Source organism: Planococcus donghaensis MPA1U2, from assembly GCF_000189395.1.
Taxonomy (GTDB): domain Bacteria; phylum Bacillota; class Bacilli; order Bacillales_A; family Planococcaceae; genus Planococcus; species Planococcus donghaensis_B.
Genome location: NZ_AEPB01000018.1, coordinates 53,974 through 79,472, shown reverse-complemented (window position 1 = coordinate 79,472; position 25,499 = coordinate 53,974). Strand labels below are relative to the sequence as shown.

The 25,499-nt window shown below is 37.1% G+C and carries 23 protein-coding genes and 1 pseudogene; 16 read left to right on the top strand and 8 right to left on the bottom strand.

The genetic code is table 11. The features are described 5' to 3' along the window. The first annotated feature begins 459 nt into the window (after nucleotides 1-459). Nucleotides 460-1,759 (top strand): annotated as a pseudogene (locus GPDM_RS05295) (L-lactate MFS transporter). Between the two features lie 192 nt (nucleotides 1,760-1,951). On the opposite strand, the gene pgeF reads toward GPDM_RS05295, so the two are convergent. The 4 genes from pgeF to GPDM_RS05275 form a co-directional block, all read right to left on the bottom strand. Beyond that, nucleotides 1,952-2,719: a peptidoglycan editing factor PgeF gene (pgeF, locus tag GPDM_RS05290; protein WP_039862918.1), complete on the bottom strand. Its 768-nt coding sequence runs from the start codon at nucleotides 2,717-2,719 to the stop codon at nucleotides 1,952-1,954. Between the two features lie 118 nt (nucleotides 2,720-2,837). Beyond that, entirely contained in the window at nucleotides 2,838-3,968 is a 1,131-nt protein-coding gene (gene ald / locus GPDM_RS05285) for an alanine dehydrogenase (RefSeq protein WP_008429703.1), read from the bottom strand. A gap of 120 nt (nucleotides 3,969-4,088) precedes the next feature. Then, nucleotides 4,089-5,321: a PucR family transcriptional regulator gene (locus tag GPDM_RS05280; protein WP_008429702.1), complete on the bottom strand. Its 1,233-nt coding sequence runs from the start codon at nucleotides 5,319-5,321 to the stop codon at nucleotides 4,089-4,091. 152 nt (nucleotides 5,322-5,473) lie between these two features. After that, nucleotides 5,474-6,160, bottom strand: a complete 687-nt coding sequence (locus tag GPDM_RS05275) for a GIY-YIG nuclease family protein (RefSeq protein ID WP_008429700.1) — start codon at nucleotides 6,158-6,160, stop codon at nucleotides 5,474-5,476. Between the two features lie 121 nt (nucleotides 6,161-6,281). Between GPDM_RS05275 and GPDM_RS05270 the strand changes: the two genes are divergently transcribed. The 3 genes from GPDM_RS05270 (at nucleotide 6,282) to GPDM_RS05260 (ending at nucleotide 9,181) form a co-directional block, all read left to right on the top strand. Beyond that, complete coding sequence (locus GPDM_RS05270; protein ID WP_008429699.1) at nucleotides 6,282-6,836, top strand: DUF1648 domain-containing protein; 555 nt, start codon at nucleotides 6,282-6,284, stop codon at nucleotides 6,834-6,836. A 409-nt stretch (nucleotides 6,837-7,245) separates the two neighbouring features. After that, nucleotides 7,246-8,706 carry a PTS mannitol transporter subunit IIBC gene (locus tag GPDM_RS05265; RefSeq protein ID WP_008429697.1) on the top strand — a complete coding sequence of 487 codons (1,461 nt, stop codon included), beginning with the start codon at nucleotides 7,246-7,248 and terminating at the stop codon, nucleotides 8,704-8,706. Between the two features lie 37 nt (nucleotides 8,707-8,743). Beyond that, nucleotides 8,744-9,181 carry a PTS mannitol transporter subunit IIA gene (locus tag GPDM_RS05260; RefSeq protein WP_008429695.1) on the top strand — a complete coding sequence of 146 codons (438 nt, stop codon included), beginning with the start codon at nucleotides 8,744-8,746 and terminating at the stop codon, nucleotides 9,179-9,181. A gap of 313 nt (nucleotides 9,182-9,494) precedes the next feature. On the opposite strand, the gene GPDM_RS16730 is transcribed toward GPDM_RS05260, so the two are convergent. Together GPDM_RS16730 and GPDM_RS05255 are read right to left on the bottom strand one after the other, a co-directional pair. After that, a complete protein-coding gene (locus GPDM_RS16730) occupies nucleotides 9,495-9,662 on the bottom strand; it encodes a hypothetical protein (RefSeq protein ID WP_008429691.1) in 168 nt (55 codons plus the stop codon). 238 nt (nucleotides 9,663-9,900) lie between these two features. Then, entirely contained in the window at nucleotides 9,901-10,590 is a 690-nt protein-coding gene (locus tag GPDM_RS05255) for a TetR/AcrR family transcriptional regulator (RefSeq protein ID WP_008429689.1), read from the bottom strand. Nucleotides 10,591-10,761: 171 nt separating this feature from the next. Between GPDM_RS05255 and GPDM_RS05250 the strand changes: the two genes are divergently transcribed. From GPDM_RS05250 to guaC, 7 genes are all read left to right on the top strand, one after another. Continuing rightward, a complete protein-coding gene (locus GPDM_RS05250; protein ID WP_008429688.1) occupies nucleotides 10,762-11,493 on the top strand; it encodes an SDR family oxidoreductase in 732 nt (243 codons plus the stop codon). Between the two features lie 24 nt (nucleotides 11,494-11,517). Further along, on the top strand, nucleotides 11,518-12,990 hold the full coding sequence (locus GPDM_RS05245) for an aldehyde dehydrogenase family protein (RefSeq protein ID WP_008429686.1): 1,473 nt from the start codon (nucleotides 11,518-11,520) through the stop codon (nucleotides 12,988-12,990). A 128-nt stretch (nucleotides 12,991-13,118) separates the two neighbouring features. Then, complete coding sequence (locus tag GPDM_RS05240; protein WP_008429683.1) at nucleotides 13,119-13,712, top strand: class I SAM-dependent methyltransferase; 594 nt, start codon at nucleotides 13,119-13,121, stop codon at nucleotides 13,710-13,712. Nucleotides 13,713-13,980: 268 nt separating this feature from the next. Next, nucleotides 13,981-14,547 (top strand): RNA polymerase sigma factor, encoded by a 567-nt coding sequence (locus GPDM_RS05235; protein ID WP_008429681.1) that lies wholly within the window; start codon nucleotides 13,981-13,983, stop codon nucleotides 14,545-14,547. Further along, nucleotides 14,540-15,259: an anti-sigma factor gene (locus GPDM_RS05230; RefSeq protein ID WP_008429679.1), complete on the top strand. Its 720-nt coding sequence runs from the start codon at nucleotides 14,540-14,542 to the stop codon at nucleotides 15,257-15,259. Before GPDM_RS05235 ends, GPDM_RS05230 begins: the two co-directional genes overlap by 8 nt. A gap of 168 nt (nucleotides 15,260-15,427) precedes the next feature. Next, nucleotides 15,428-16,948: a gluzincin family metallopeptidase gene (locus tag GPDM_RS05225; protein WP_008429677.1), complete on the top strand. Its 1,521-nt coding sequence runs from the start codon at nucleotides 15,428-15,430 to the stop codon at nucleotides 16,946-16,948. Nucleotides 16,949-17,067: 119 nt separating this feature from the next. Next, nucleotides 17,068-18,051, top strand: coding sequence for a GMP reductase (gene guaC / locus GPDM_RS05220; RefSeq protein WP_008429675.1), 984 nt, complete (start codon nucleotides 17,068-17,070; stop codon nucleotides 18,049-18,051). 19 nt (nucleotides 18,052-18,070) lie between these two features. Here guaC and GPDM_RS05215 read toward each other — a convergent pair whose 3' ends face one another. After that, on the bottom strand, nucleotides 18,071-18,577 hold the full coding sequence (locus GPDM_RS05215; RefSeq protein ID WP_008429674.1) for a TVP38/TMEM64 family protein: 507 nt from the start codon (nucleotides 18,575-18,577) through the stop codon (nucleotides 18,071-18,073). A 255-nt stretch (nucleotides 18,578-18,832) separates the two neighbouring features. Here GPDM_RS05215 and GPDM_RS05210 point away from each other — a divergent pair, with 255 nt between their 5' ends. Continuing rightward, entirely contained in the window at nucleotides 18,833-19,894 is a 1,062-nt protein-coding gene (locus GPDM_RS05210) for a DmpA family aminopeptidase (protein WP_008429671.1), read from the top strand. Nucleotides 19,895-20,367: 473 nt separating this feature from the next. Beyond that, nucleotides 20,368-20,529: a hypothetical protein gene (locus tag GPDM_RS16865; RefSeq protein ID WP_008429669.1), complete on the top strand. Its 162-nt coding sequence runs from the start codon at nucleotides 20,368-20,370 to the stop codon at nucleotides 20,527-20,529. Between the two features lie 42 nt (nucleotides 20,530-20,571). On the opposite strand, the gene GPDM_RS05205 is transcribed toward GPDM_RS16865, so the two are convergent. Continuing rightward, on the bottom strand, nucleotides 20,572-22,233 hold the full coding sequence (locus GPDM_RS05205; protein WP_008429668.1) for an ABC transporter substrate-binding protein: 1,662 nt from the start codon (nucleotides 22,231-22,233) through the stop codon (nucleotides 20,572-20,574). 97 nt (nucleotides 22,234-22,330) lie between these two features. On the opposite strand from GPDM_RS05205, the gene GPDM_RS05200 reads away from it, so the two are divergent. The 3 genes from GPDM_RS05200 (at nucleotide 22,331) to GPDM_RS05190 (ending at nucleotide 25,346) form a co-directional block, all read left to right on the top strand. Further along, nucleotides 22,331-23,581 carry an MDR family MFS transporter gene (locus GPDM_RS05200; protein ID WP_008429666.1) on the top strand — a complete coding sequence of 417 codons (1,251 nt, stop codon included), beginning with the start codon at nucleotides 22,331-22,333 and terminating at the stop codon, nucleotides 23,579-23,581. Nucleotides 23,582-23,601: 20 nt separating this feature from the next. Further along, the gene (locus tag GPDM_RS05195) at nucleotides 23,602-24,090 is read left to right on the top strand and encodes a GNAT family N-acetyltransferase (protein ID WP_008429664.1); all 489 of its coding nucleotides are present in this window, start codon (nucleotides 23,602-23,604) and stop codon (nucleotides 24,088-24,090) included. 137 nt (nucleotides 24,091-24,227) lie between these two features. After that, entirely contained in the window at nucleotides 24,228-25,346 is a 1,119-nt protein-coding gene (locus tag GPDM_RS05190; protein ID WP_008429662.1) for a GGDEF domain-containing protein, read from the top strand. The last annotated feature ends 153 nt before the right edge of the window (nucleotides 25,347-25,499 follow it).

Genomic DNA, 25,499 nt, shown 5'->3' with positions numbered 1-25,499 from the left:
TTGTTGTCAACTAAATCTCTCCTTATCAGATCTGTAATAGTAAAGCGTTTACATTTCGATAACACACTAAGTTGTTATGAAAAATGTAAAAGATAAATGTGTCTAATTTGTGCTATTGGTTTACTGTAACTTAAATTCGTTGAAATTTTTAAAAAATTGTCTGTTTCTATAGATTTTTTGATTAAAGCAGCAGAACAAGTGGTTAAAGCAGAAAATAGTTAAGTCACAAATTGTATTTCTTAAAAAAACTTAGAAAACAGCTTAGTTTAGTAAATGGTTACACAAAAAAATTTTTTAAATGGATTTGTTCCTTAGAGCTTGCTGGTTTTTTCGACTAAATTTCGTTTTAAATAATGTTTATTTTCAAAAAAATTAATTGTTTTATTTTGGATATGCCTGTATTCTCTTTAGAATCACCTATGGAATTTACTAGGGGATTCAAACAAAGGAGGAATTGCAATGACAAAAACAAAAAACAGGTGGTTGATTGCTCTTGCTGCGATTGCGATCCAATTATCAATTGGAGCAGCCTACGCTTATAGTGTTTACACAACACCTATTAGTAACGAAATGGGATGGGCAGCTAAAGAAATTACATATGCATTTACCATTATGATGGCACTGGGCGGTATTTCAGCCGCATTCTTTGGAGGCTTTGTCGAAAAGAACGGGCCACGCAAGTCGGCGATTTTAGCTGCATTTTTATTTGGTTTTGGTCAGGCGGGGGCAGGGTTTGCTATCCAACTCGACTCACTAGTCTTATTTTTGTTAACATATGGTTTGCTGAGCGGACTAGGTTTAGGAATTGGCTATATTGCGCCAATTTCCACGCTTGTTAAATGGTTCCCAGATCGTAGAGGGTTGGCAACCGGAATGGCTGTAATGGGTTTTGGGGCAGGGGCACTTATTACTGCGCCTGTAGCTGCTAATTTAATCGGATCATTCGGAGTCAGTTCTACTTTTTACATGTTAGGGATCAGCTATTTTATTTTAATTTTAGTAGGTGCATCGTATATTGCACCACCTCCAGTAAACTGGATGCCACAAGGTATGCAACAAGCAATCGATTCTGGGAAAAAAGTCATGAAAAAAGATTTGGCACAATTGACAGCTAAAGAAGCTGTGAAAACTCGTCGCTTCTGGATGGTTTGGTCGATGATGTTAATCAATGTTAGTGCCGGTATTATGATTATTTCTGTAGCTTCACCTATGTCCCAAGAATTAATTGGCTTATCAGCCGCAGGTGCTGCAACGTTAGTTGGGATTATGGGAATTTTCAACGGTGGGGGAAGACTTGGTTGGGCTGCAATTTCTGATTATATTGGTCGTCCAACCGTTTTCACTATTTTCTTTGGACTCCAAATTATTGCGTTTACGATGCTTCCAAACATCACGAATGTCTTGGTTTTCCAAGCGTTAATATTGGTTATTGTAAGTTGTTATGGCGGTGGATTTTCCAATCTACCAGCATTTGTAGGAGATCTTTTTTGGAACAAAACAATTGGGGGCAATACACGGGTTTTTATTAACGACTTGGTCACTAGGCGGCATTATTGGACCTGCAATTGTATCGCAAATTCGTGAGCGTACCAACAGTTATGAACCAGTGTTTTATGTTTTTATCGTTTTAGTATCTATCGCTTTCCTAATCTCTCTGTTGATTCGCTGGGACATAAAGCGAATTGAAGGAAACTTGAATACTGAGATGACAAAAAAAGAATCTACAAAAGGATTGAATCTGCAAAGTGAAAATAGGTAATAGGGAAAAAATAAGACTTTCTGCTAGTTAAAAAAAGGAATAAAGAATCAAATTTATTTTTGTTAATTTAATTCTTTATTCCTGTTTTATAATTAAAATAATGGGCAGTAGTTACCGTAATTTAAATTGTCATTAGTATTTTTAAACAAAAAACATTCCTTCAATTTTGAAGGAATGTTTTTGTTAAGAAAACTATTGCGTATTTTTGTTAATAGCAAAAATTAAATGCCTGCCACATTTACGATCTTGACGGTAAGAAAATCCATCGGAATTTAAAAACGTACATGTAGAATCAACGAGAATCTGACTAGAAGGAATTCCAGCAAGTTCGCATTGTTTTTTTACAGTAGCTTGGTTGTCGATATGATATTTATTCGTAGCCGAATTAAAATACATAAATTCATTAGCGTATCCCAAAGTTTCAAACTTTAAATAAACATCTTGGTCGACTTCAAACTGTTGTTGGCTAATAGATGCGCCAATTTGAATCTCTAAATCGGTAGGATTACATTGTTCTATGGAAATGATGTGCTTTAAAAATTTAAGCGTAATTTCTTTAACAGTGCCTTGCCATCCGGAATGGATCACACCAATTAATCCCGTTGTTTTATCGTGAATAATAACAGGAGCACAGTCGGCTGCAAAGCTGCACAATACAATTCCAGGATCGAAAGTATACAAACCGTCCGTATCAGAAATGGCGGTTTCGACAGTATACGCTCCACGTCCTTTACGATGTCTATCGACGCGTCGGAAGTTCGCACTATGTGTTTGTTGCGTACAAATAAAATCATCCAGAGAAACGTCTAGAAATTCCGCTAAACTTTTTCGATTTGATAAAACCGCCTCTGGGTTTTTGCAAGCATGCAAAGCCATATTATTCTCTTCAGGAGCAGCTAACTCTTTTAATGTTATGCCAGATACAAAATTAGTATTGTTCGCATAAAATTTTACTTTCAATGTCATCACCTTTTTTAAATATAAAATAAGCCAAAACAGAAGTACAGCAATATGAAACAAGTTAAGCGTAAAAAAAGACAGCCCAGCTGCATTAAAGAGCCGGACTGTCGAATTGATATTAAATTGACGATGTTGACTGTGCAAGAGCTTCATCAGCTGTGATAAATTCAAAGCCAAGATCTTTCGCAACAGCTTCATATGTTACATACCCATTAGCTGTGTTAACTCCCAGCATTAAAGCTGGATTTTCTGCAACAGCTTTGTGAACACCTTTATTAGCCATTTGAAGTGCATATCCTACAGTTACGTTTGTTAACGCAATTGTTGAAGTACGCGGAACAGCTCCAGGCATATTCGCAACAGCATAATGTACGACACCGTGTTTAACATAAGTTGGGTTATCATGCGTTGTAATGCGGTCAGTCGTTTCAAAAATTCCGCCTTGATCGATCGCAATATCGACAATGACAGTTCCAGGGTTCATAGCTTTTACCATTTCTTCAGTTACTAGTTTAGGTGCTTTTGCTCCTGGGATTAAGACCGCTCCAATAACCAAATCAGATTCTTTGACCGCTTCTGCGATATTAAATGGATTAGAAATCAATGTCGTCACATCATTTCCAAAAATATCATCTAATTGGCGAAGACGTTCTGGACTCAAATCGATGATGGTTACTTGTGCGCCAAGACCAATAGCCATTTTCGCTGCATTTGTTCCTGCAACTCCACCGCCAATAACGGTTACTTTACTACGTTGTACACCTGGTACGCCGGATAAAAGAACCCCTTTACCACCATAAATTTTCTCTAAAAACTGAGCGCCAACTTGTGAAGCCATTCTTCCAGCAACTTCACTCATTGGTGTTAACAATGGGAGGGTGCGGTTAACTGAAACAGTTTCATAAGCAATTGCTGTTACTTTATTGTCCACAAGAGCTTGCGTTAAAGCGGGTTCAGCTGCAAGGTGTAAGTAAGTGAACAACAACAAATCTTGACGGAAGTATTGATATTCAGAAGAAACAGGCTCTTTAACTTTCATAACCATTTGAGCAGACCAAGCTTCTGCAGCTGTCTCAACGATTTTAGCGCCTGTAGCTACATAATCAGTATCTGTAAAACTAGATCCAAGACCTGCACCTGTTTCGATAATAACTTGATGACCTGCTCTTACAATAGCATCGACACCGGCTGGCGTAATTGCCACACGGTTCTCGTTATTTTTAACTTCTTTCGGAATTCCAATAATCATTGATGTTTCCCCCTTAAAACGAATGGTGAAGATATCCATAAGTATAACGGAAAGCCTACTAGACCGCATTGGGTAGAAAGAAGAAAGATAAGCATTCCTTTTGTGAAATTTCACAAAAGGCTATTTTTTCGTCATTTTTTGGGCCATTAAATCAAGGTAAATCCCTAATTTTTCATTCACATTTGTCAAATTAATCCCACCAATTTCAGCAATCCGCTTCATTCGATAATGCAAGGTATTAGTATGGACAAATAATTTTTTTGCTGCGTCGTTCATGTTACTGTCTTGTTGAATAAAGACTTCTAATGTTTGTAAGAAATTCGATTTGTGCTGTTTGTCATACGCACGAATTTTAGCGATTGCAGGGTGCTCACGAGGCAATTCTTGTTGGATCAAGTCGACGTACAAAAAAGCACCTAGTTGGCTATAATGGAAGACATTTTCAAGCTCTTCAGGAAAAATCTTTTTAAGTTCGAGCACTTTTTGAGCTTCTTGATAACTCGACTTGGCTTTACTAAAGTCACTATATTCTGTACCGGAACTTCCTGTCACACCCAAAATAGAAAAGCGATTTGCTATTTCAGATGTAAAATAGGTGATGAAACTGTCAAATGCTGTAGCATCAGACTGTGATGGGTGAGGGGAAGCGATTAAAATCAATTCATTGTCCATCACTACAAGAAAATGATTGGTGATTTTTTGACTGGTTGTGATTAAATAGGAAATTTGCTCTTCCATTGTTTGTGTAATATCTTGTTCAAAATAAAATACCAATACAGTGAAATAATTAGGAATTTTGAGATGAAGATCGTGAACTTGTTCATAAATTTCATCTCGACCTTTAAATTGTCCTGTTAAAAGTTGCCATAGGAAATCTTGATAGTTTTCTTCTTTCCGTTTCCTATTTTGTTGAATTTTAGCCATTAAAGGGATAGCAACGACAGCTGCATCTTTTAACTGTTCTAATTGTAAGTCATTTAATTTTTTTGGACCTTCGACTACCCAAATATAGCCTAAAATTTCGTTGTTTTTTCGAATAGCTATTGCTACACGGTCACGAAGTCCGATATCTTCAATGTGCGGAATACGCAAAGCGCTATCTGATCGCATCAATTTTGGAATGATGCCTTCTTTCCAAAGGCGGTTAATGACTTTCTCAGGAACTCGCTGTGAAATAATGGTGCCGATTCGAGCAGGATCAGCATCAATTCCGTGAGAACTATAGGCATTCAATCGATGATTGGTGTCTTCTATTGTGGCGGGACATGCTAAATGTTCTTGAATACTGTCAACAAGTTCTTTTAAATCAAAAAACGGCTTTTTAAATGGGTTTTTATGTGGTATTTCTTCCATAGAGCAGCTCCTTAGCGATTATGCTGATCTTACGTATTATTGGTTCCTATCATCAGTATAACGAAAAACAGCATTTAGCTCTAGGGAAGAATCAGAATGACAGTCGTTGCTTGTTTACAAGTTAAGATGAATCGTTGCATGTATTATACGATTTATTTTTTGATCAGCACTCCACTTTCTACCAAGTTATTTAAAGCCCCACTGTTTTTGAATCTGAAATAGCCACTCAAGCGATTCAAGTCTTTTTGTGTCCACTTAGAATAAGAAACATTGAGTTCATATTCTTGTTCAAGTTTTTTTATTAAAGTTTGAGCAAACTCAATTTGTTTTAAAGTCAACGGCTTTTCTTCCGTTTTTATTTTATTTGCGGTTAACTGCTTGGTTACTTCAAGAGGAGGGCTTATCGCTTTATGGATTTTATCTGTATAGTGACCATTTGTTATCCAAGCAAGGTCTTCTCGAGTTAAGTTAAACCACTCACCTTCGAGCCTTTTATCTGAAAAATATTCATGAAAAGCAAGTTCGGTTTGATGATAATCTGCAGACTTGATAAGGAAAATTAGTTTGTTTTCGAAAGGAAGTTTTACGTTAAAAACATTCATCTTTTTGTCGATGTGTTTAGTCTTGCCAATTTTAAAAGAACCCGTCATATGTTCTTGAACGAAATATACATAGCCGGGTGCTTTTCCAGTAAGTGTAGGAAGTTGTATAATGTAATTCAACTCTTGTTGATTGGGTTCGAATAAGTAAGTTTTTTCTGTATCAATTTTTTTAACTGAAGCTTTTGTGGAATGAATCGTTGGGGAAGTGACAAATTTACTGAGAATTTTTTTGAACATTTCAAAAACCTCCTTTAGCTATTTGAAATATCATTACTTTCTTTTTATTATAGTACAAATCAGATGGAATAAGAGGATAGAAGTTCAAAAAATGTAAATTATATTCCTAACATGGATGAGTATGGAAGTAGATGAAGAAAGTCCATTAATGTTGTTGACAAGTTATGTTAAAAAGGTGGGTTATATGAATAAACACCAAACCATTGAAATTAAAAGATCAGTTTTCGAAAAATTTTTTAATGCATTTTCATTATTCACTTTTGTTTTTGTAATCGGTTTTTTGTTTACCCAATGGAATTTAATGCCTGAAAAAATACCTGTTCATTATAACGAGGCAGGAGAAGTAAATCGTATAGACAATAAACAAGAACTATTTCTCTTACCATTAATAGGAGTGGTTTTATGGGTGGGTATGACCATACTCGAAAAGTATCCACATTTATATAATTACTTGAATCTTACTGAAGAAAATAGAAGAACCCAATATAAAAATGGAAGATTAATGGTGAACGTATTAAAAAATGAAATAATCTTGTTGTTTAGCTTTATAATTTTTCAAAGTACTCGTATTGCTACTGGCAAGGCAATTGGTTTGGGAACAGCTTTTGAACCAGTTTTTTTAACGGTTATATTTGGGAGTGTGCTATTTTTTATAATTCGAATGTTGAGGAGTTAAAGTCTATTTAACTAAAAAAGGTGGATTAGTCTTTTCAACGCTCTATTAGTAAAAAACAACTTAATGAACTCGCTTTTACTCTAAAATCAGACGGTAAACAACGTTTACTGTCTGATTTATTTGCTTTTCCAGGAAAATAAATATAATAAAAAGACTGATTATTCAGATAAAAAGAACATTTAGAGTAAATAATATGATATTATTTTAGTGAAAGGGTTCTCATAATACATGAGTGTGTTATGGAAAGGGGGAAATGGATTAGTTTATTTTCTTGAAAGCCGACAAATTGGAATCCTACTTATTGGCTATGTGTTTTTTATTCGTACTATTGAAACTTATTATGTTCGTAAGAATTCTCTGCACTCGTCTTGTTGTTTCATACAACTAATTTTAGAAGAGAGGGATTTATATGGCTGAAGGTAGAAATCGCGCACGAATCCAACGATTCGGAAGTCATTTAAGTGGCATGATCATGCCGAACATTGGCGCATTTATCGCTTGGGGTCTTATCACTGCACTATTTATTCCTGCTGGTTGGTTGCCTTACGAACCGCTCGCTGCACTTGTCGGTCCGATGATTATTTATCTGCTACCATTACTAATCGGTTTTACCGGTGGACGACTTGTTTATGATTTTCGTGGTGGTGTTCTTGGAGCAACAGCCACAATGGGGGTTATTGTAGGATCAGATATTCCAATGTTTCTCGGTGCCATGATTATGGGGCCGCTTGCTGGGTATCTTATGAAAAAAATTGACCAACTCTTTTTAGATAAAATTCGTGCTGGATTTGAAATGCTTTATAACACTTTTTCTGCCGGCATATTAGGTGCAACACTGGCAGGTGTTGCAGTTCTTGGTATTGGTCCAATTGTAAATTCATTAGTCAACAGTTTAGCAAGTGGAGTAGAATTTACAGTCAATAATGGACTATTACCATTAGCTAGTATTGTTATCGAACCAGCAAAAATATTGTTCCTTAACAATGCGATCAATCACGGGTTTTTAAGCCCGCTTGGTGTAGAACAAGCGGCAACTGCCGGAAAATCAATTTTGTTCTTGCTGGAAACAAATCCTGGGCCCGGACTAGGGATTTTGTTAGCATTTACTGTTTTTGGTAAAGGTATTTCTAAAAGCTCTGCACCAGGTGCGATCATCATTCAATTTCTCGGCGGTATTCATGAAATTTACTTCCCATACGTATTGATGAAACCGTTATTAGTATTAGCAGTTATCGGTGGTGGGATGAGTGGAGTTTTCACTTTCGTTTTACTTGATGCAGGACTCGTTGCAACACCAGCTCCTGGTAGCATTTTTGCATTGCTCGCGCTAACTCCACAAGGAAACTATGTAGGCGTGGTTCTTGGCGTTGTAGTTGCTGCAGCTGTTTCTTTTACCATTGCATCGATTATATTAAAAACAACTAAAGACGTTGAAGAAGATTTAACAGCTGCCACTGGCAAGATGGAAGAAATGAAAGGTAAAAAAAGCTCTGCTAGTGAATTTTTAACTCCAGGTGCTGCAACTACTTCTGATGGTGATGTGTTGCACGAAGCCGGAGCAGTAACATCAACTCCTGGTGGGAAAGCCACTGAAGATGTACGGCGTGTTGTTTTCGCTTGTGATGCCGGTATGGGGTCAAGTGCTATGGGTGCATCCATACTGAAAAACAAATTTAAAAAAGAAAATATTGATATTCCAGTTACTAATACCGCTATAAGTCAGTTACCGGAAGACGCTGATATTGTAGTCACTCATAAAGATTTAACTCCACGGGCAAAAGAAAAACTGCCACAAGCAGAACATATTTCAGTAGAAAACTTCATGAACAGCCCGGAATACGATAAATTAACACAGCGTCTAAAAAAATAAATGCTGAAACAAAGAATTTTAAAGAGGGGGGATCAAATTGGCAAAAGCAGTCTTAGACCGTGAAAACATTAAATTAAATGTTTCAATCGCTACGATGGAGGAAGGCATCCGGTTTACTGGTGGAATCTTAGTAGCCAATGGTTATGTAGATGCAGAATATGTTGACAAGATGCTCGAACGAGAAGAAATGGCCACTACTTTTATGGGGAATAGTCTAGCAATTCCTCATGGCACCGAAGACGCGAAAGCCAATGTATTGCAGACGGGCATTTCAGTAGTTACCGTGCCCGAAGGCGTAGATTTCGGTGGAGGCAACATGGCGAAAATCTTAATCGGCATTGCAGGTAAAAACAATGAACATTTGGACATTCTTTCAAATATTGCTATCGTGTGTTCGGAAGAAGAAAATATCGACAAAATCCTGAATGCTCGGACAGAAGAAGAAATAATGGCTTTGTTTAGTGATGTAGGGTAAGTTTAACCATTTTCTTTTCATAATCATCGATCCGCCTTTAATTCGTCCGAATTTTTTCAGATTTTTCAATTTGGTAATAGTTTGTTCACATTTACTATGTATACTATGACTATAAAAGTTTTTGGAGGATGATGAAGATGAGTGGGACCTTATGTTGTACAATCGGAAAAATCCAAAAAGCTAGTGAAATCGTTGAAAATCTGAAAAAGCAGGGCATTAAAGCGGAGTTATGTAAGAAATCTAAAATGTTATAATGCATAGTAAAAACCTCGAATGCCGAATAGGCGTTCGAGGTTTTTACGTGTAATGCCATTTAATAGCTGAGTGCTTTTTCATACATCCATCTTTTCAAGTTGCCAATTGAGTTAAAAGAGATGGCTTCGCCTGTTTCCTTATGTTCCGCTTTTACGATGACATCGAATTCATTAGGGGTAAATAACCAACCGTCCTCTACTAATGCACGTGCCATCTTTACAATCATGCTCGAGCCTCTTATTGAGTCTAGGTTCATTTTGACCATCTCCTTTTCCCGGGGGTTATAATATAGTATATTCTTTTTGTCAGAATTATTAAACAATTATTTAGGGTTGTTTAAATTCTATTGTTCTATTCTATTCCCGTCGATTCAAAAATCCAAACTTTTGCACTCCTCTTTGATAAAAAGAGAGTCAGGAATTCTTGAAACAATTTTTATGTGTACGCTTTGTTAAAAACTCATTTCATTTATCTATATGGGTAAGGATATCCGAATTTTTACCTAATTGGTTAACAATAACTCTCACGGCTTTTTCTATATATTCGTCTTTTCCAGCTTTTAAAGCAGTAGGCGTGAAGCAACGGTGTTTCATCATTTCGTAATAGCCATACATACTTTCTTCTAGTGATATTCCTTTATCTACTAAAAAGGAAGAGTTTAAAATCTTTTGCAGAGCAGCTTCATCTTGTTCGATGATTAGAAGAGGAATAAGTGGATTGAAATCACCATCACTTATGCCATTTTCATAAAACCTAAGGAGAATTTCAAGTCGTTCATTCGCCACTTTTATTTGTCGTTCATAATAACTCGGACATTCTGACTTTAGCTCAGTCATATAAATTTCTGAAGCATAGACGGTAGAAAAAACAGATTGTTCAAAGACCGCTGGTAGCCGTCGAATGTATGGATAGCGCGGGTTATTGATAAACTGATTTGATCTTGTTAAATAATCAATATAAATTTCAATTACTTCTTGGATGATGTCTTCTTTAGATGCGAAAAAATTGTACAGTGAAGCACGACTAATACCCATTAAACGCGCCAAATCTTGAATAGTTAACGTGATAAATCCTTTAGTGCGTACCGTATTCATAATTTTTTCTGCGTAAGAGCGTCGCATCATTTGACGTTCTTCAGGTGAAATTTTCCGCATATAAACACCCCCATCTTGTGAAAATTATAACATATGAAAACTTAATTGAGATGCATATTTTCACTGTTTTGTTTAAACTGCGAGGTTCTGTGGGTAAACAGTTAAGATGTATTTACTAAATGAATACTTTTTGGATCACGCACTAAAAAATTGAAATGGAGTTGAGCTTGAATGACAAAAACAGCAATTATTACTGGAGCCAGTAGTGGGATTGGCCAAGCAACAGCAAAAGAGCTAGCTGCAAAAGGGTATCATGTCATGCTAGCTGCAAGACGAGAAGATCGTTTAGTAGAATTAAAAAAAGAAATCGAAGATGCTGGCGGTTCAGCACAATACAAAGTGACGGACGTAACGTCTGCAGATGAGATGAAGTCTCTTGCAGAAGCCACGTTAGAAAAAACTGGAAGTATTGATGTTCTGGTAAATAATGCAGGCTTAATGCCATTGTCATTTATGAATAAGTTAAAAATAGATGAGTGGGATCAGATGGTTGATGTGAATATCAAAGGGGTTCTTTATGGAATCGCTGCTGTTTTACCAATTATGGAAAAGCAGAAATTTGGTCATATTCTTAACGTATCTTCGGTAGCAGGTCACCAAGTCTTTAAAGGAAGTGCAGTATACAGTGGTACAAAATATGCAGTTCGTGCCATTTCGGAAGGCTTGCGCCAAGAAATTGACCCAGCAAACGAAATCCGCGTGACCATTGTGTCCCCAGGAGCAGTAGAAACAGAACTGACAAATACCATTACCGATGAAGATGTATTAAATAGCTTTAAAGAAGGCGGCAAGATGACGATGCTTCAAGCTCAGGATATTGCGAATGCAATTTCATATGCAGTAGAGCAGCCATCGTACGTAGATGTTAATGAGATTTTAATTCGTCCAAGACAACAACCTTAAACTATGAAGAATGGAGTTGATTAGATGAAAACCGATTATTCGAAGATTTATATAGATGGTGAATGGACTACCGGATCTAGTGATAGCCAGATGAAAAATACCAATCCATTCACAGGCGAAGAGCTAGTTGCAACGCAAGCTGCTGACAAAAGTGATTTAGATAAAGCTTATAAAGCAGCAGCAAAAGCACAAGTTGCATGGTCGAAAGAATTGCCACAAAAGAAACAAGAAGTATTGGAAAAAGCATTAGAAGTCATGCAAGAAAACAAAGAATTGATTATCGATTGGCTTGTTAAAGAAGCGGGTAGCACAGTGTTTAAAGCAACTGCTGAATTTGGCGTGTCGGTAAATATTCTCAAGGAAGCAACGACTTTCCCTTTCCGAATGGAAGGTAAAATACTGCCATCTCGACAAGCAGGTAAAGAAAATCGAGTGTATCGCAATTCGATTGGTGTTATCGGCATTATTAGTCCTTGGAATTTCCCGTTCCATTTGGCAATTCGTTCGATTGCACCTGCAATTGCAACAGGTAATGCAGTTGTTATCAAACCGGCAACAGATACACCTGTAACAGGTGGATTATTATTTGCAAGTATTTTTGAAGCAGCTGGATTGCCGAAAGGCTTATTAAATGTAGTAGTTGGACGTGGCTCAGAAATAGGTGACGACATCGTAACCCACCCAATTCCTCGATTGATTTCCTTTACGGGTTCTACACCAGTAGGAAAGCACATCGGAGAGTTGGCTGGAGGCGCATTAAAGAAAACGGCGTTAGAACTTGGTGGGAACAATAATTTTATCGTGTTAGACGATGCGAATGTTGACCAAGCGGTAGATTCTGCATTATTCGGCAAATTTTATCACCAAGGTCAAATTTGTATGTCTATTAATCGTATTTTTGTACACCGTAATTTATATGAAGAATTTGCAGAACAGTTTACTGCCCGAGCGGGAAGACTGAAATTCGGTAATCCTACTGAAGAAGGCGCTCAAGTCGGACCCTTAATCAACCGTGATCAAGTAGATCGTATCCTTAAAGACATTGATGCGACTGTCGAACAAGGTGCTAAATTGCGTCTTGGTGGCAAGGCCGATGGGAATGTTTTAGAGCCTACAGTATTAACTGACGTGACAAACGACATGCCGCTTGCGAAAAATGAAATTTTCGGACCAGTAGCAATTTTGATCCCCTTTGATAATGATGAAGAAGTGATTGAAATGGCAAATGCTTATCCATTTGGATTGAGCGGAGCTGTTCATTCTGGAAATATTGAACGCGGCACAAATATCGCGCATCAAATTCACACGGGTATGATTCACGTTAACGATCAGCCAGTAAACGATGAAGCACATATGCCGTTTGGTGGCGAAAAAGATTCAGGTCTAGGCCGCTTTAACGGAGAATGGGTATTAGAAGAGTTCACAACCTTAAAATGGTTGTCTGTTCAACATGGTCGCAGCGAATACGGACCATTTGTTAATGACACAAAAAAATAACGACGTGAAAACCGACAACTTCTATATAAGGAGTTGTCGGTTTTTCAGGTAAATGTTTATCCGAAAAAATCTTTTCTATTCACTTTTCGATAAAAATATAAGTTAATCCAATTGGGAGTTGAACGATTATGTCTAAGTTATTTCCTGTATTATATGATATTGCGATGAAACCATTAGAGAAAACTCGTTTTGAAAAGATACGGGCTAATCTTGTTCAGAAAGCGCAAGGCAGAGTGATAGAAATTGGTTTTGGCACAGGAGCCAATTTTCGTTATTACCGTGGCGCTGAAAGAGTAGATGCGATTGAACCAAATCCACAAATGAGCAAACACGCAGCGAAACGAATAAAAAACGCGCGTACACCAATTTTTACGTACGAGGCGCGTGCTGAAAAATTACCATTTGAAGATAACAGTTTTGATTCAGTCGTTGCGACATTGGTTTTTTGTACAATTCCATATCCGATAAAAGCGCTCCAGGAAATTCAGCGGGTGAGTAAACCAGGTGCGAAAGTGCTACTGTTTGAGCATGTTAAAATGGATCAAGAAGCAATAGGAAAAGCCCAAGAAGTTGTAACACCGGTTTGGAAAAAGCTATGTGACGGTTGTCATTTAGACCGGGATACGCTTGAATTAGTTAAACGTTCAGGTTTAAAGGTGGAAAAAGTTACTTCCTATTATGGTGGACTTTTCTTAACGATTGAATGTTTAAATACAAAATAAGAATCTAGCTAAAAAGCAGGATGGCCTTCGGCTATTTTGCTTTTTTACTATATGAAAATTATACATAAGATGAAAAGTAAGCTTGATTTTTCGAATATAGTGAACTAAATAGCCTTTTTATACGTAGTGTAAGTAAGGAATCAAAAGAAACTAGAGCTTGTGGTTTCTGTAAATCAATTAATAAAAGCTTTATGAAAAGAAAAGATTTTCCTGTAGCGGGAAGTATAGTAAGGTAGTAATACGAAATAAGTAAAAAAGGAGACAGGGGATGGAAAAAAGTACCGATACAAGCTTGTATTTGCGTGTCAATAAACAAGATAAAGATGCACTTGAAGAATTATACGACCGCTACGAAAAAATCCTTTTCTCTTTTCTTTATAAAATGCTTGAAGACAAAGGATTAGCCGAAGAAGCATTACAGGAAGTATTTATCAAAATTTGGCGCGGTAAAGGGGTATATGACGAAAGTAAGGGGAAATTTTCGTCTTGGCTATTCAGAATGGCACAAAATACAGCCATTGACTTGATCCGAAAAAGAAAAAAACCTACTGTTCCAATTGAAGAGGCGAGCCAAATGGTTAGCAATGATGAGCCTGTTGAAGAACAAGTCGTATGGCAAGAAAAGAAAACACAGATTGAAATGGCTGTTCAACATTTATCTGCGGAACAACAAAAAATGATTGATCTGTTTTATTTTAAAGGACATACACATGAAACAATCGCGGATATGTGTGACATTCCACTGGGAACTGTTAAGAGTCGAATACGATTAGCGTTAAAAAAATTAAAAACATCACTGCATGGGATGCAGGAAAGGGGGGCTTACGATGACTAATATAGATTGTGATTACTTAGTAGATTACTTAAATGGTACTTTAACAGCAGAAGAAAATCAGCAATTTGAACAACATTTAACAACATGTACAGAATGCCAGGAAATAGTAGAAGCAACTGGTCAGCTCCCTTATCTTGCAGATCCAGTGGAACCACCAACAGATATGAAAGCACGCATTTTGTCGAATGTATTTGACGAAACAGTAGAACAAAACGACCAGCCAAAAGCATTAAAACCAGCAATGTCTCCAATACCTATTCATAAAAAGAGACGTAAAGAAAATGTTTGGAAACCGCTTCTTGCAGCTGTGTTGTTAATGTCGCTGTTAGGTAATGGTTATGCCTTTTACCAGCTGTCAGATCAACCTGCAGGAACAGAAACTGCAATTCAATCCATTGAACTTCAGCCAAATGAAGCATTTACAGGTACTGCAACAGCAGCGATGATTGAAGAAGAAGGCTTGTTAAATCTAGTCGTACAAGCAGACCGATTAGCTGAATTAGAAGCTAGTCAAGTTTACCAAGTATGGCTGATCAAAGATGGAAAGCCGATACCAGCAGGTGCATTTTCACCTAATCCAAACGGAGAAGGTGCAAGTTATTATCAACTAGAAACGACTTCAGAAGAATGGGATACAATTGCCATTACACTTGAACCTAAAACAGGAAATGAGTTACCTGAAGGTCAAATTGTATTAAGTTCCGAAATTTAACTGACCGCATTATGCGGTCAGTTTTTTTATGTCTAAAAAAATAGTATTGAATTCAGTAAAGTAAGACTATTTATTCATTTTTATAACTGTTAATATATAGAAAAGATTGAGGGCTTATCCAACTAATGTTAAGCATGTCCCTATCTATAAAAATTACCGGAGGCCGCAATGAAAAATATACTTAAACAATTTATTTTACTGGTTATCTGCACGTATATGGCATTTTTCCTCGTATTTAATCAAGGGTTGCTTGGAGGGGTAGTAATTTCGGGGGTATTCCTAGTGGTCTGTACGTTTCTTTTTATCGCCAGTATTGTTGGTGTAGTAAAAGGAAAGCTGGAGTTGATGAAATTTACTACTGTTACTGAAGCAGCCGGCTTAATGACTTTTTCTATTTTACTGGGACTTGTCGTAACAACGATTGGTCTTATTAATTCATTTGCGGTGTATACAACGGGTGATGAAAGTCAAAGTTCCGATAAAAAAATTAGGGTGTTCGCCTCACGAATATTTGATGTTCCTTCCCAAGCGGCTCTGTTAAAAACCGAAAAAAATGGGGTTACTTACTTTTATCCAGAAAACAATAAAAATGAGATTGAAAAAATGGATGCGTTGTTGCAGTTAGAACGAGAGCAGTTCCATTCGACTCTCGGTACACGAGATGAGGGTGGCTTAACAATCGAGTTTCACGAAAATTATGCTTCACTAGAATTGGGTTATGGTTCAGAAGAAGTTGCAGGGTATTACGATTTAGGCAATAAAAGAATTCACTTAGTCCCAACAGACGAGAATTGGGAACTAATCTTAGTACACGAATACTCACATTACCAAAGCCATCTTTTTTCAAATCAGCATTTGTTGTCAATAACACGAATTCCTTCTTGGTTTGAAGAAGGAGTTGCTGATTATTTTGCTGGTGAATCAAGCATATGGTATGACTTAGAAAATATAGAGACAATTGATTTTCACGACCTCGATAGTCAAGAGGATTATGATCAGGCAGCTACGGATACATATGATCCTTATGCGCAAAGTTTTTTGGCGGTGGAATCTATAGTTGATGTATATGGTGAAGAGATTATTCCCGAGCTTTTACAGTCACAATCAATTGGTGGATTTTATAAAAACTTAGAAAAAACGATTAACATGGATATAGAAGAATATGAAGAAATTTTTCTCGAACAATTATTAGCAAATCAGCAACAAATAGCAGATTGGCTTGACTTGGGCTATCAACAATTAGAGATGAAAAATTACAAAGCTGCTTTAAAAACGGTTGAAAACATTCGAGAATCTGGAGATATTTATGATGTAGATGCGGCCGACTGGTTATTAGTAGACATAATGCTTGCTCAAGAAAAAGTTGATGTTGCTGTTGAAGTGCTAAACGACAAGATCGAAATGGATCAGGAAGAATTTCTAGTTGACGATTTATTGTTGTTAGCAGAAGTATACCTTCTTGTTGACCCAAAGCTGTCATACGAAACAGTGCAAAAAGCAGAAAAAATAGCTGAGACAAGTGAGTTTTATTATTACGAAGAAGGTATTTTGATGGCATACGAACAAGTAAATTCCGCCAATAAACTCGCAGGGTATAAAGGATTATTAGAAGAAGAATGGCTGTATAATCCATATGTAAGAAGTCAATTGGTAGAGAAGCTTAGTAAAGAATATCCAGGTGAATTTTAAAACTAAATGGAAAAATCATTTTAGTTTTTTGACATCGCTAGCAAAATCAAGTACATTATCATATGGACGAACATTTTTAAGTTATTTGAGTATATCATTCGGTTATAGGGGTGTAATTTATGGAAAATGTATTTGATTACGAAGATATTCAACTAGTTCCTGCAAAAGCGGTAGTAAATAGCCGTTCAGAATGCGATACATCAATTGAATTTGGTGGCCGTACTTTTAAGTTGCCAGTTGTTCCTGCAAATATGCAGACAATTGTGGATGAAAAACTAGCAGGTTATTTAGCCAAAAATAATTATTTTTATATTATGCATCGATTCGAACCTGAAAAACGAATTGGTTTTACAAAAGATATGCAACAGCGTGGGCTTTATGCGTCGATTAGCGTTGGTGTAAAACCAGAAGAATATGAATTTGTTCAACAATTAGCAGATGAAAAAATTACTCCAGAATATATTACAATTGATGTAGCTCACGGACACTCGAATGCTGTGATCAACATGATCAAACATATAAAAAATTTAGTGCCAGGCAGCTTTTTGATTGCAGGGAACGTTGGGACGCCTGAAGCTGTACGTGAACTCGAGCACGCTGGAGCGGACGCAACAAAAGTTGGAATCGGACCAGGAAAAGTATGCATTACAAAGATCAAAACAGGATTTGGTACAGGCGGATGGCAATTAGCAGCTCTGCGCTGGTGTGCCAAAGCAGCAAGCAAGCCCATCATTGCGGATGGCGGAATTCGTACCCATGGTGACATTGCGAAATCGGTACGTTTTGGAGCATCAATGGTTATGATTGGATCGCTTTTTGCAGGACATGAAGAATCACCGGGTCAAACGATTGAACAGGATGGCAAAGTATTAAAAGAGTATTTCGGATCTGCTTCTGAGTTTCAAAAAGGTGAAAAGAAAAACGTTGAAGGCAAGAAAATGTATGTAGAGTACAAAGGATCTTTAAAAGATACACTAGTAGAAATGGAACAAGATCTGCAATCGGCCATTTCATATGCTGGTGGAGATCAATTGTTAGCAATCCGTAACGTAGATTATGTCATTGTGAAAAATTCGATTTTCAATGGTGACAAAGTATATTAAAGAGAGAAACCCCCATCAATCAGTCCATTGATGGGGGATTTTTCTGCTTTTTTGACTTTAACCATAGTACGAGTGAAACAAATAGCACAAAGCCAAACAGCGCATACTGAACGCTTTTAGGAGCTAGTTGTGTAATACCGTAAACCGCAGCCAATTCTAACATGACGGCTGGAACTTTACCGATAGTACTTCCGAGCCAAAATAACTTTCCGCTAATGGGTGTTAGTGCTGCACCAGCTGTAACAAGTCCTGATGGCATAAAAGGGAGAAGTCGAAGTAAAACAACCATGCCAAAAACTTGTTTTGGAGATTGTTGTTGGAGTTTTAACCAAAAACGATGCCGCATCCATTTTGGGTCGACTTTCGAAAAGCCATAGCGGTAAAGATAAAATCCGAGTAAAGCACCTACAATCTCACCAACAAAAGTTAAAAAAGCACCACCATAAAGACCGAAAGATTGAATATTTACAGCCGTTATTAAAACACTTGGTATAAAACCAAGTGCACCAACCGCTAAATTGATCAATAACAGGAAAAAGAACTCTAGTACAAAATATAAACTTTCGATAAATGCAACCTCCGTTACTAGTTATCTATTGCCTTATGGATTACTACATAAATGAATTTTAACACGTGGGCGCAATTTTTAGGAGACTAGTTACTATAGCCGATTCGCTAGAATAAACAGAAAACTCTCCTTCAACTAACTTGCTCGTTGTATGATGGTGAAGAGCTCTTTTACATAATGGATTTAAAAAAATAAAAGACAAGGAGTGGTGATTTGAAAAACCAAAAACGAATTCGAGATTACGGTGTAGAAATTGGCGTGTTGAAAACAGGGAAATTAAACGCAATAACAGATGTAGCGGGTGTTACAGTGGGGCAAGTTACGTTAAGTAGAGGCAATATGCAAACAGGTGTAACCGTCATTAAGCCCCATCAAGGAGATTTGTTTCATGAGAAATTAATTGCTTCGAGTCATGTTATAAACGGCTTTGGAAAAACGATGGGCACCATTCAATTAGCTGAACTGGGCGTGCTTGAAACACCCATTGCGCTAACGAATACATTAAACGTTGGAACAGCCGCCAATGCCGTTATTGAGTATATGCTAGATAAAAACGAGGATATTGGCAGAACAACTGGCACTGTCAATCCAGTAGTTGGAGAATGCAATGATATGTTTTTAAACGATGTACGAGGTCGCTTTGTTAAAGAAGAGCATGTGCGACGTGCACTTGAAGAAACTAGTGTAGAGTTTGAAGAAGGAGCAGTTGGCGCAGGGAGGGGCATGTTGTGTTATTCACTTAAAGGCGGAATAGGTTCAGCTTCACGAATGGTCGAACTAACGAATGGAAATTATACAGTAGGGGTACTTTTACTATCAAACTTTGGTATGTTAAGTGATTTAACGGTTGGTGGAAACCCTATCGGCAAAAAGTTGAAAAAACAAATTTTACAATCACTTAAAGAACAAGACAAAGGTTCAGTTATGGTTGTTGTCGCTACAGATTTGCCGGTGTCGGAACGGCAACTAAATCGGATTTTAAAACGTTCTGTAACAGGGCTTTCACGAACAGGTTCAATTATTACCAATGGTAGCGGCGAGATTGTTCTCGGGTTTTCCACAGCCAATAAAATACCACATACAAAACCTCAACATACTTTAACGATCGACACAATACACGAAGAAGATATTGACGAAGCTTTTAGAGCAGTTGGAGAAGCTACAGAAGAAGCAGTGTTAAATTCCTTGATCACAGCAGAAGTTGTTGTTGGACGTGATGGCAATAGTAGACCCGCTTTAAAAGAGTTACTAGAAAAATTCAACTTACCACTTTAGAACCCATTAAGGGTTCTTTTTTATTCAAAGCATACAAAATTTTGAAAAGCATTGCTAGAAAGTGTGCATTAAAAATATTAAATTAGTGTTTTTATGTTTACAAATAGTAGGAATGGTTGTAGTCTAATAGTGATAGTTGATAACTGAATTTTCTTTTAATAAGCCATTTATATAGGTTTAAAGACTTTTTCTCATCATACAAAAGAATATTAAAGCTTTTTATCGTTATTTCGTATTTAAACATAGATTTCAAGTGATTTTCAGCAATCCAGTGTATACAGATTCACAATTTATATCAGTAAGCTACAGAAGTTTTCAACTCTCGGTGCCATGGCAAAAAGAATGAACAGTTAAAGGTGGTGTTCTTATGAATGAGAAATGCTTTTCGTGCATTTCAGCAAGCATTTGTCTCCTGACCTTGCTACCGCTTGCCCTAGCAGCGATTCATTGGTTCCAGGGGACCGCTTGAGTTTTTGTTAAATGTTCATTTGTATTTGCCAAGCTTATTGAGTATTTTAGGTGTAGGAGCAGCGTTAATTGGTATTAAAGGCGATTTGAAATTGAACCTAGTGCTGTTTAACATACTTAGCTTAAGTCTTTATGCTATTTTAACGGTTAACTTAACTGCTCTTTAAAACAAGGCCATCACGTTATTTGCGTGATGGCCTTGTTTTGTATTAGTTTATCCTGACTGGACGAACCCATAGCTTAGAAAAATCCACATAACCAAAATGGCTAATGGTGATGTTCATGACATCGATAGAAAAGGGAATATGCCGTTTTTCGTAATAAATTGGCAGCATGATCGATGAAGTGATTAAGTCTTGCTCCATTTGCAGGTTTAACCTAGTCCATTCATTAAATGGCGTAGCCGCATATTGTGCTAAATAATTATTAAACCGTGGTTGGGACTTCATAATGGTCGCTAAAGGAGAATGGCCATTGGCTAAAAAATAAAAAAACGAGAAATTTTGATTCATTTCAAATACTTCACCATGTACAAAAAGATCAGCTTTTTGATCTGTCTTTGTATCTGTTAATTTATCTTGAAATGACATCCATTGTATCTCAACCCAAATCCCTTCACTTTCAAGTGCTTCTTTTAGCCAACGAGTAGCACCATCTGTATAGTTTGCCGCTTTAATGATTAACGGTTGCTCTAGATGTGGTCGCTTTGGGCAGGGCAATGTGATAGGTCGCTGCTCTTGTCCGATTAAGCAGCTGTAATGGTTGGGCATAGCTCGGGTGTGGTAATGTCCTATTTTATGGCGATGCTTTGCAATGGCGTAATGAACATAATCACGAACTTCTTTTTGACTGATTGGTGAATTTTTAAAAGCATTTAAAATAACAACGCCGAATCCTGAATCACTTTCTACTTGAAAAGTTTCTTCTATCGCTTCACATGAAGAGCGATAAGCAATATCAAAATCTCCGGATACTTGTATAAATTCCACAAGATCGATAAGCGGACGTTGTTGAAAATGGTGACCAAATGCCTGTAGAGTGGTTTTGCTTTCATTATTTTCTGAGACATAAAAGCTACCAGAGCCGATTGTTTGATGAGGTGTTTCTTTATAAATACTGGCATTAATCATGCCAAGCATATGCAAACAATAGCTACAGCCGTTTGGAAATGAAATATCAACAATAGAAGCTCCATTAGCTGATACCGATTTGATGGGTTTCCATAAGTCGACATAAGAAGGGTCATGGCGTAGTCGATTTAAACAGTCTACGACATTTGTGGCTGTTAAGAACGAGCCATCATGAAAATACACTTCTTTTCTCAAATACAAGCGGAGATGCGTAGTTGTGACGTCCCAGCTATGTGCAAGTTCAGGGGTTACAGTCCCGTTTTCATCTACAGAAATGAGGCGACTATAGACATTTGCGACCATATTTGCACTGTGAATATCTGCAGCGTATAACGGATGAAGTGTTAAGAATGGATATTTTCTTGGAATGATGAGCTTATCGTTGTTACCTGTACTATTTTGAACATAGCCAAAATTAGATCGCAAATTATGTAAAAGACGTTGCTTAACTTCTGGCGACCAATCATATAATAAATACTTACTTGCAGTTTCAATAGACTTTTCTTCTATTAGTTTAAGCATTTGTTTTTCGTAGTGTTCTTCTACATTCTTCTGCCATTGTATAAAGGAAGAGTTGCCTCTCCCACGACCAGAAGTAAACGTAAACCATCCTTCATCTGACCATTTACGAAGAAGACGTGCAGTTTGTTTACTGCTCAACCCAAGCTGATCTGCTAGCTGGACTTGTTTTACATTGCCTGTAGGCACAGCTTGCCATAAAGTTAAAAGACTCTGTTCCATAAAGCCTCCTTTTAAAAGTGGACATAATTATAAAAATTGTCTATTTTTAGTGTTTTCCGTCTAGTTTAATATACATAAGACAAAGGGGGCTGACAAGATGAAATGGAAAGACTATCCACAAAATATTAAAGTACGTTTAATCACATCTTTTTTTAACCGAGCTGTAGCGTCAGCGGTCATGCCATTTATGGCTTTGTTTTTCGCACAAGAGATGAGCAAAGTATGGGCAGGCTCCTTTTTAATCATTACCGTGTTTATTGGATTTTTTGTAAATATGATTGGTGGCTATATATCCGATCGCTTTCCTCGAAAAAAAGTATTGGTAACGACGTCTTCACTAAGTGCGCTTATGTTTTTACTTATGTCGATTAGCTTAATCCCCACAGATAGATGGATTGGTCTTTTTGCATTCGCTTATGTATTGTTTATTGTCACAAGCAGTCTTGGGCGTCCTGCCATGCATGCCATCATTATCGATTCGACCACGCCGGAAAACCGCAAAGCAATTTATGCTATCGATTATTGGATGGTTAATTTATCAATGGCGATTGGTGCAGCACTCGGAGGACTGTTATATCTGAATCACCAAATTGAGTTATTTGCAGTATTAACCTTTACAGCAGGGTGTTTGCCTATCGCTTATCACATTTGGTTAAATGACGAACGAGTTCAAAGCTTAAAACAACAACACCGCAACGTTGTAATCGATTTACTGCAAAACTACAAAGTTGCATTCCAAGATCGCCCTTTTGTTAAAGTAGTGATTGGTTCTATGTTTATTTTTTCAGCAGAATTTTCATTAAACAGCTATATTGGTGTCCGATTAGCAGAAAGCTTTGAAACATTTAACATTGGAGATTTTGAAGTTGCAGGTGTGCGCATGTTAAGTTTGATGAATATTCAAAACATGTTACTTGTTGTGTGTCTAACATTTATGGTCAATAAATTTACAGACCGTTTTGCGAAACAACATGTCTTGTTAACAGGTCTTCTTCTTTACAGCATAGGCTATATTACCATCACTTCCGCAAATAGTTGGTATTTATTACTATTGTTTAATTTTATCGGAACAATCGGTGAACTGGTTTACTCTCCTGTTCGCAATGCAGAAATGGCGAACATGATTCCAGAAGACAAGAGAGGATCGTATTCCGCTTTTTCCAATGTTTCTTTTAGCGGGGCAGATCTATTGGCGCGGTCAACTATAATCATTGGTGCATTTCTTATTCCGACAATGATGTCCGTGTACATCGGTGTTTTGTTGATGATCGGGACAGTACTTGTTTATACAGGGGTGTTTGTGAGAGGATCTAAAAAAGAGCAAGTAGTGGAACCAGAAGTTATTTGAAAAACGTGAGGAGCGTGAACATGACGATAAGAAAAGCAGTACAAGCTGATGCAGAGCAATTGGCAGCACTCATGCAACATGTAGAAGAATCTAATCTTATGCTGTTTGAACCAGGTGAACGAAAAATTACAAGTGGACAACTTCAGAAAGGTCTTTTGTCGATGGACGAAAAATCGACGGTGTTCGTAGCGGAAAACCAAAATGAGTTAATCGGTTATTTAGTTGTAATTAGAGAAAACATAAAACGAAAACAACATTCTGCTTATCTTGTAATTGGGGTGCATCAAGATGTTCGTGGCAGTGGAATAGGTACGAAACTATTATTCGCGATGGAAAAGTGGGCAACCGCAAATGCACTTCGTCGAATTGAATTGACGGTGATTGCACAAAATAAAAAAGCTATTGCCTTGTATGAGAAAATGGGGTTTAAAATCGAAGGGGTAAAACGAGATTCACTCCATATAAACAGCGAATTTGTAAACGAATATTATATGTCGAAATTAATCTAAACTCTTTAGCGAACCATATGAAATGGTTGCTAAAGAGTTTTTTATAATAAAATACTCCTATAATAATGTATTTTATCTGTATTTTTTGACATATAAATTGTAAACTAATACTATTAGAGGTTTTTAGGAGTTGTTTTATGGCTACATTGCTTTTTTTCTTTCTCGAAAACATGGCATTAATCATTGCGTTATTGTATATCGCATTAAAAGTAAAAGAATTTTGGTTCCCGGACCTAACAGAATCTAAACGACTTGTGTTTTTGAGTATCATATTTATTAGTTTTTTGACTTTCTCTGTGATGCATAAACCTTATTTGTATATGGGTATGAGACTAGATTTACGTGAAGTGGCACTTTACTTCATCTCGTATATTGGTGGCTGGAAGGTTGGGTTGTTATCTTCTATCTTCCCATCTGTATTTCGCTATTATTTAGGCGGACCAACGGCTATTATGGGAATTTTACAAGCGATACTTTTACCGGTAATCATCGGCAGCCTGTTTCGCAATAAGCAAAAAACGAATAAGTTTTTTTCATTGATCGACCTTAAAAGAATGATGATCGGCTTGCTAGTTTTTGAAGTAATCAAATCCGCTTTAATGCTCGTTACGACTCCGGCAACTTTATCGATTATTGTCCCAATGGCGATTTTTGCAGGAATTGCGGTACTTGTGATGGGCTTAATGACAAATGGCGAAAACTATCATGTCTTGTTGAGAAAAGAACTCGAAGTGCATTCAAATCAGGACCCCCTGACCCAGCTTGCCAATATGCGATTTTTTAGAAAGGAAATTCAAACCTTCGTTTCTAACGATGTGCCTATCGCGATTATTATGCTGGATGTCGATTATTTTAAATCTTATAATGATGCACATGGTCACCAAAAAGGTGACGCAGTGCTTCGCTCTATTGGGCAATTGATGAAAGACAATACGAGACCAAACGATTTTGTCGCACGCTACGGTGGAGAAGAGTTTATCATTTGTATCGCTCAACCGTTTGATGAACGTAAAGCTTTAGAGATTGCTGAAAAAGTTCGGACAGAAATTGAGAGATATCCGTTTGACGGACAAGAATTGCAACCAAAAGGCAATTTAACGGTTTCGTTGGGAATTAGTTTATACTCAGCTAACAAAACCTTGGATCAACTGATCGGCGAAGCAGACCAAGCACTTTTTCAGTCTAAGCGGAGCGGAAGAAATCAAGTTACGGTTTATATTGAAGTTACTCAAGCAGAAGCAATTAGCGCTTTATAGTTGTGCAAAACAGCCACTTACTTTTAGTGGTTGTTTTTTTTGATAAAGGAATCTTGAAAGCATAAGTTGTGGATTTAGGTTAAAATAGAAGAAGTAAATATAGTTAAAATAAGTGGCTTCACTACATAAAAGCTTGATAGAGTATGACCATTA

Coding starts and splice junctions, on each gene's coding strand:
- GPDM_RS05265 (WP_008429697.1), top strand. CDS start 7,246: ATGGCTGAAGGTAGAAATCGCGCACGAATCCAACGATTCGGAAGTCAT.
- GPDM_RS05225 (WP_008429677.1), top strand. CDS start 15,428: ATGAAAAATATACTTAAACAATTTATTTTACTGGTTATCTGCACGTAT.
- GPDM_RS05235 (WP_008429681.1), top strand. CDS start 13,981: ATGGAAAAAAGTACCGATACAAGCTTGTATTTGCGTGTCAATAAACAA.
- GPDM_RS05195 (WP_008429664.1), top strand. CDS start 23,602: ATGACGATAAGAAAAGCAGTACAAGCTGATGCAGAGCAATTGGCAGCA.
- GPDM_RS05275 (WP_008429700.1), bottom strand. CDS start 6,160: ATGTTCAAAAAAATTCTCAGTAAATTTGTCACTTCCCCAACGATTCAT.
- guaC (WP_008429675.1), top strand. CDS start 17,068: ATGGAAAATGTATTTGATTACGAAGATATTCAACTAGTTCCTGCAAAA.
- GPDM_RS05280 (WP_008429702.1), bottom strand. CDS start 5,321: ATGGAAGAAATACCACATAAAAACCCATTTAAAAAGCCGTTTTTTGAT.
- GPDM_RS05205 (WP_008429668.1), bottom strand. CDS start 22,233: ATGGAACAGAGTCTTTTAACTTTATGGCAAGCTGTGCCTACAGGCAAT.
- GPDM_RS05190 (WP_008429662.1), top strand. CDS start 24,228: ATGGCTACATTGCTTTTTTTCTTTCTCGAAAACATGGCATTAATCATT.
- GPDM_RS05250 (WP_008429688.1), top strand. CDS start 10,762: ATGACAAAAACAGCAATTATTACTGGAGCCAGTAGTGGGATTGGCCAA.
- GPDM_RS05270 (WP_008429699.1), top strand. CDS start 6,282: ATGGAAGTAGATGAAGAAAGTCCATTAATGTTGTTGACAAGTTATGTT.
- GPDM_RS05200 (WP_008429666.1), top strand. CDS start 22,331: ATGAAATGGAAAGACTATCCACAAAATATTAAAGTACGTTTAATCACA.
- GPDM_RS16730 (WP_008429691.1), bottom strand. CDS start 9,662: ATGATTGTAAAGATGGCACGTGCATTAGTAGAGGACGGTTGGTTATTT.
- GPDM_RS05230 (WP_008429679.1), top strand. CDS start 14,540: ATGACTAATATAGATTGTGATTACTTAGTAGATTACTTAAATGGTACT.
- GPDM_RS05240 (WP_008429683.1), top strand. CDS start 13,119: ATGTCTAAGTTATTTCCTGTATTATATGATATTGCGATGAAACCATTA.
- GPDM_RS05245 (WP_008429686.1), top strand. CDS start 11,518: ATGAAAACCGATTATTCGAAGATTTATATAGATGGTGAATGGACTACC.
- ald (WP_008429703.1), bottom strand. CDS start 3,968: ATGATTATTGGAATTCCGAAAGAAGTTAAAAATAACGAGAACCGTGTG.
- GPDM_RS05255 (WP_008429689.1), bottom strand. CDS start 10,590: ATGCGGAAAATTTCACCTGAAGAACGTCAAATGATGCGACGCTCTTAC.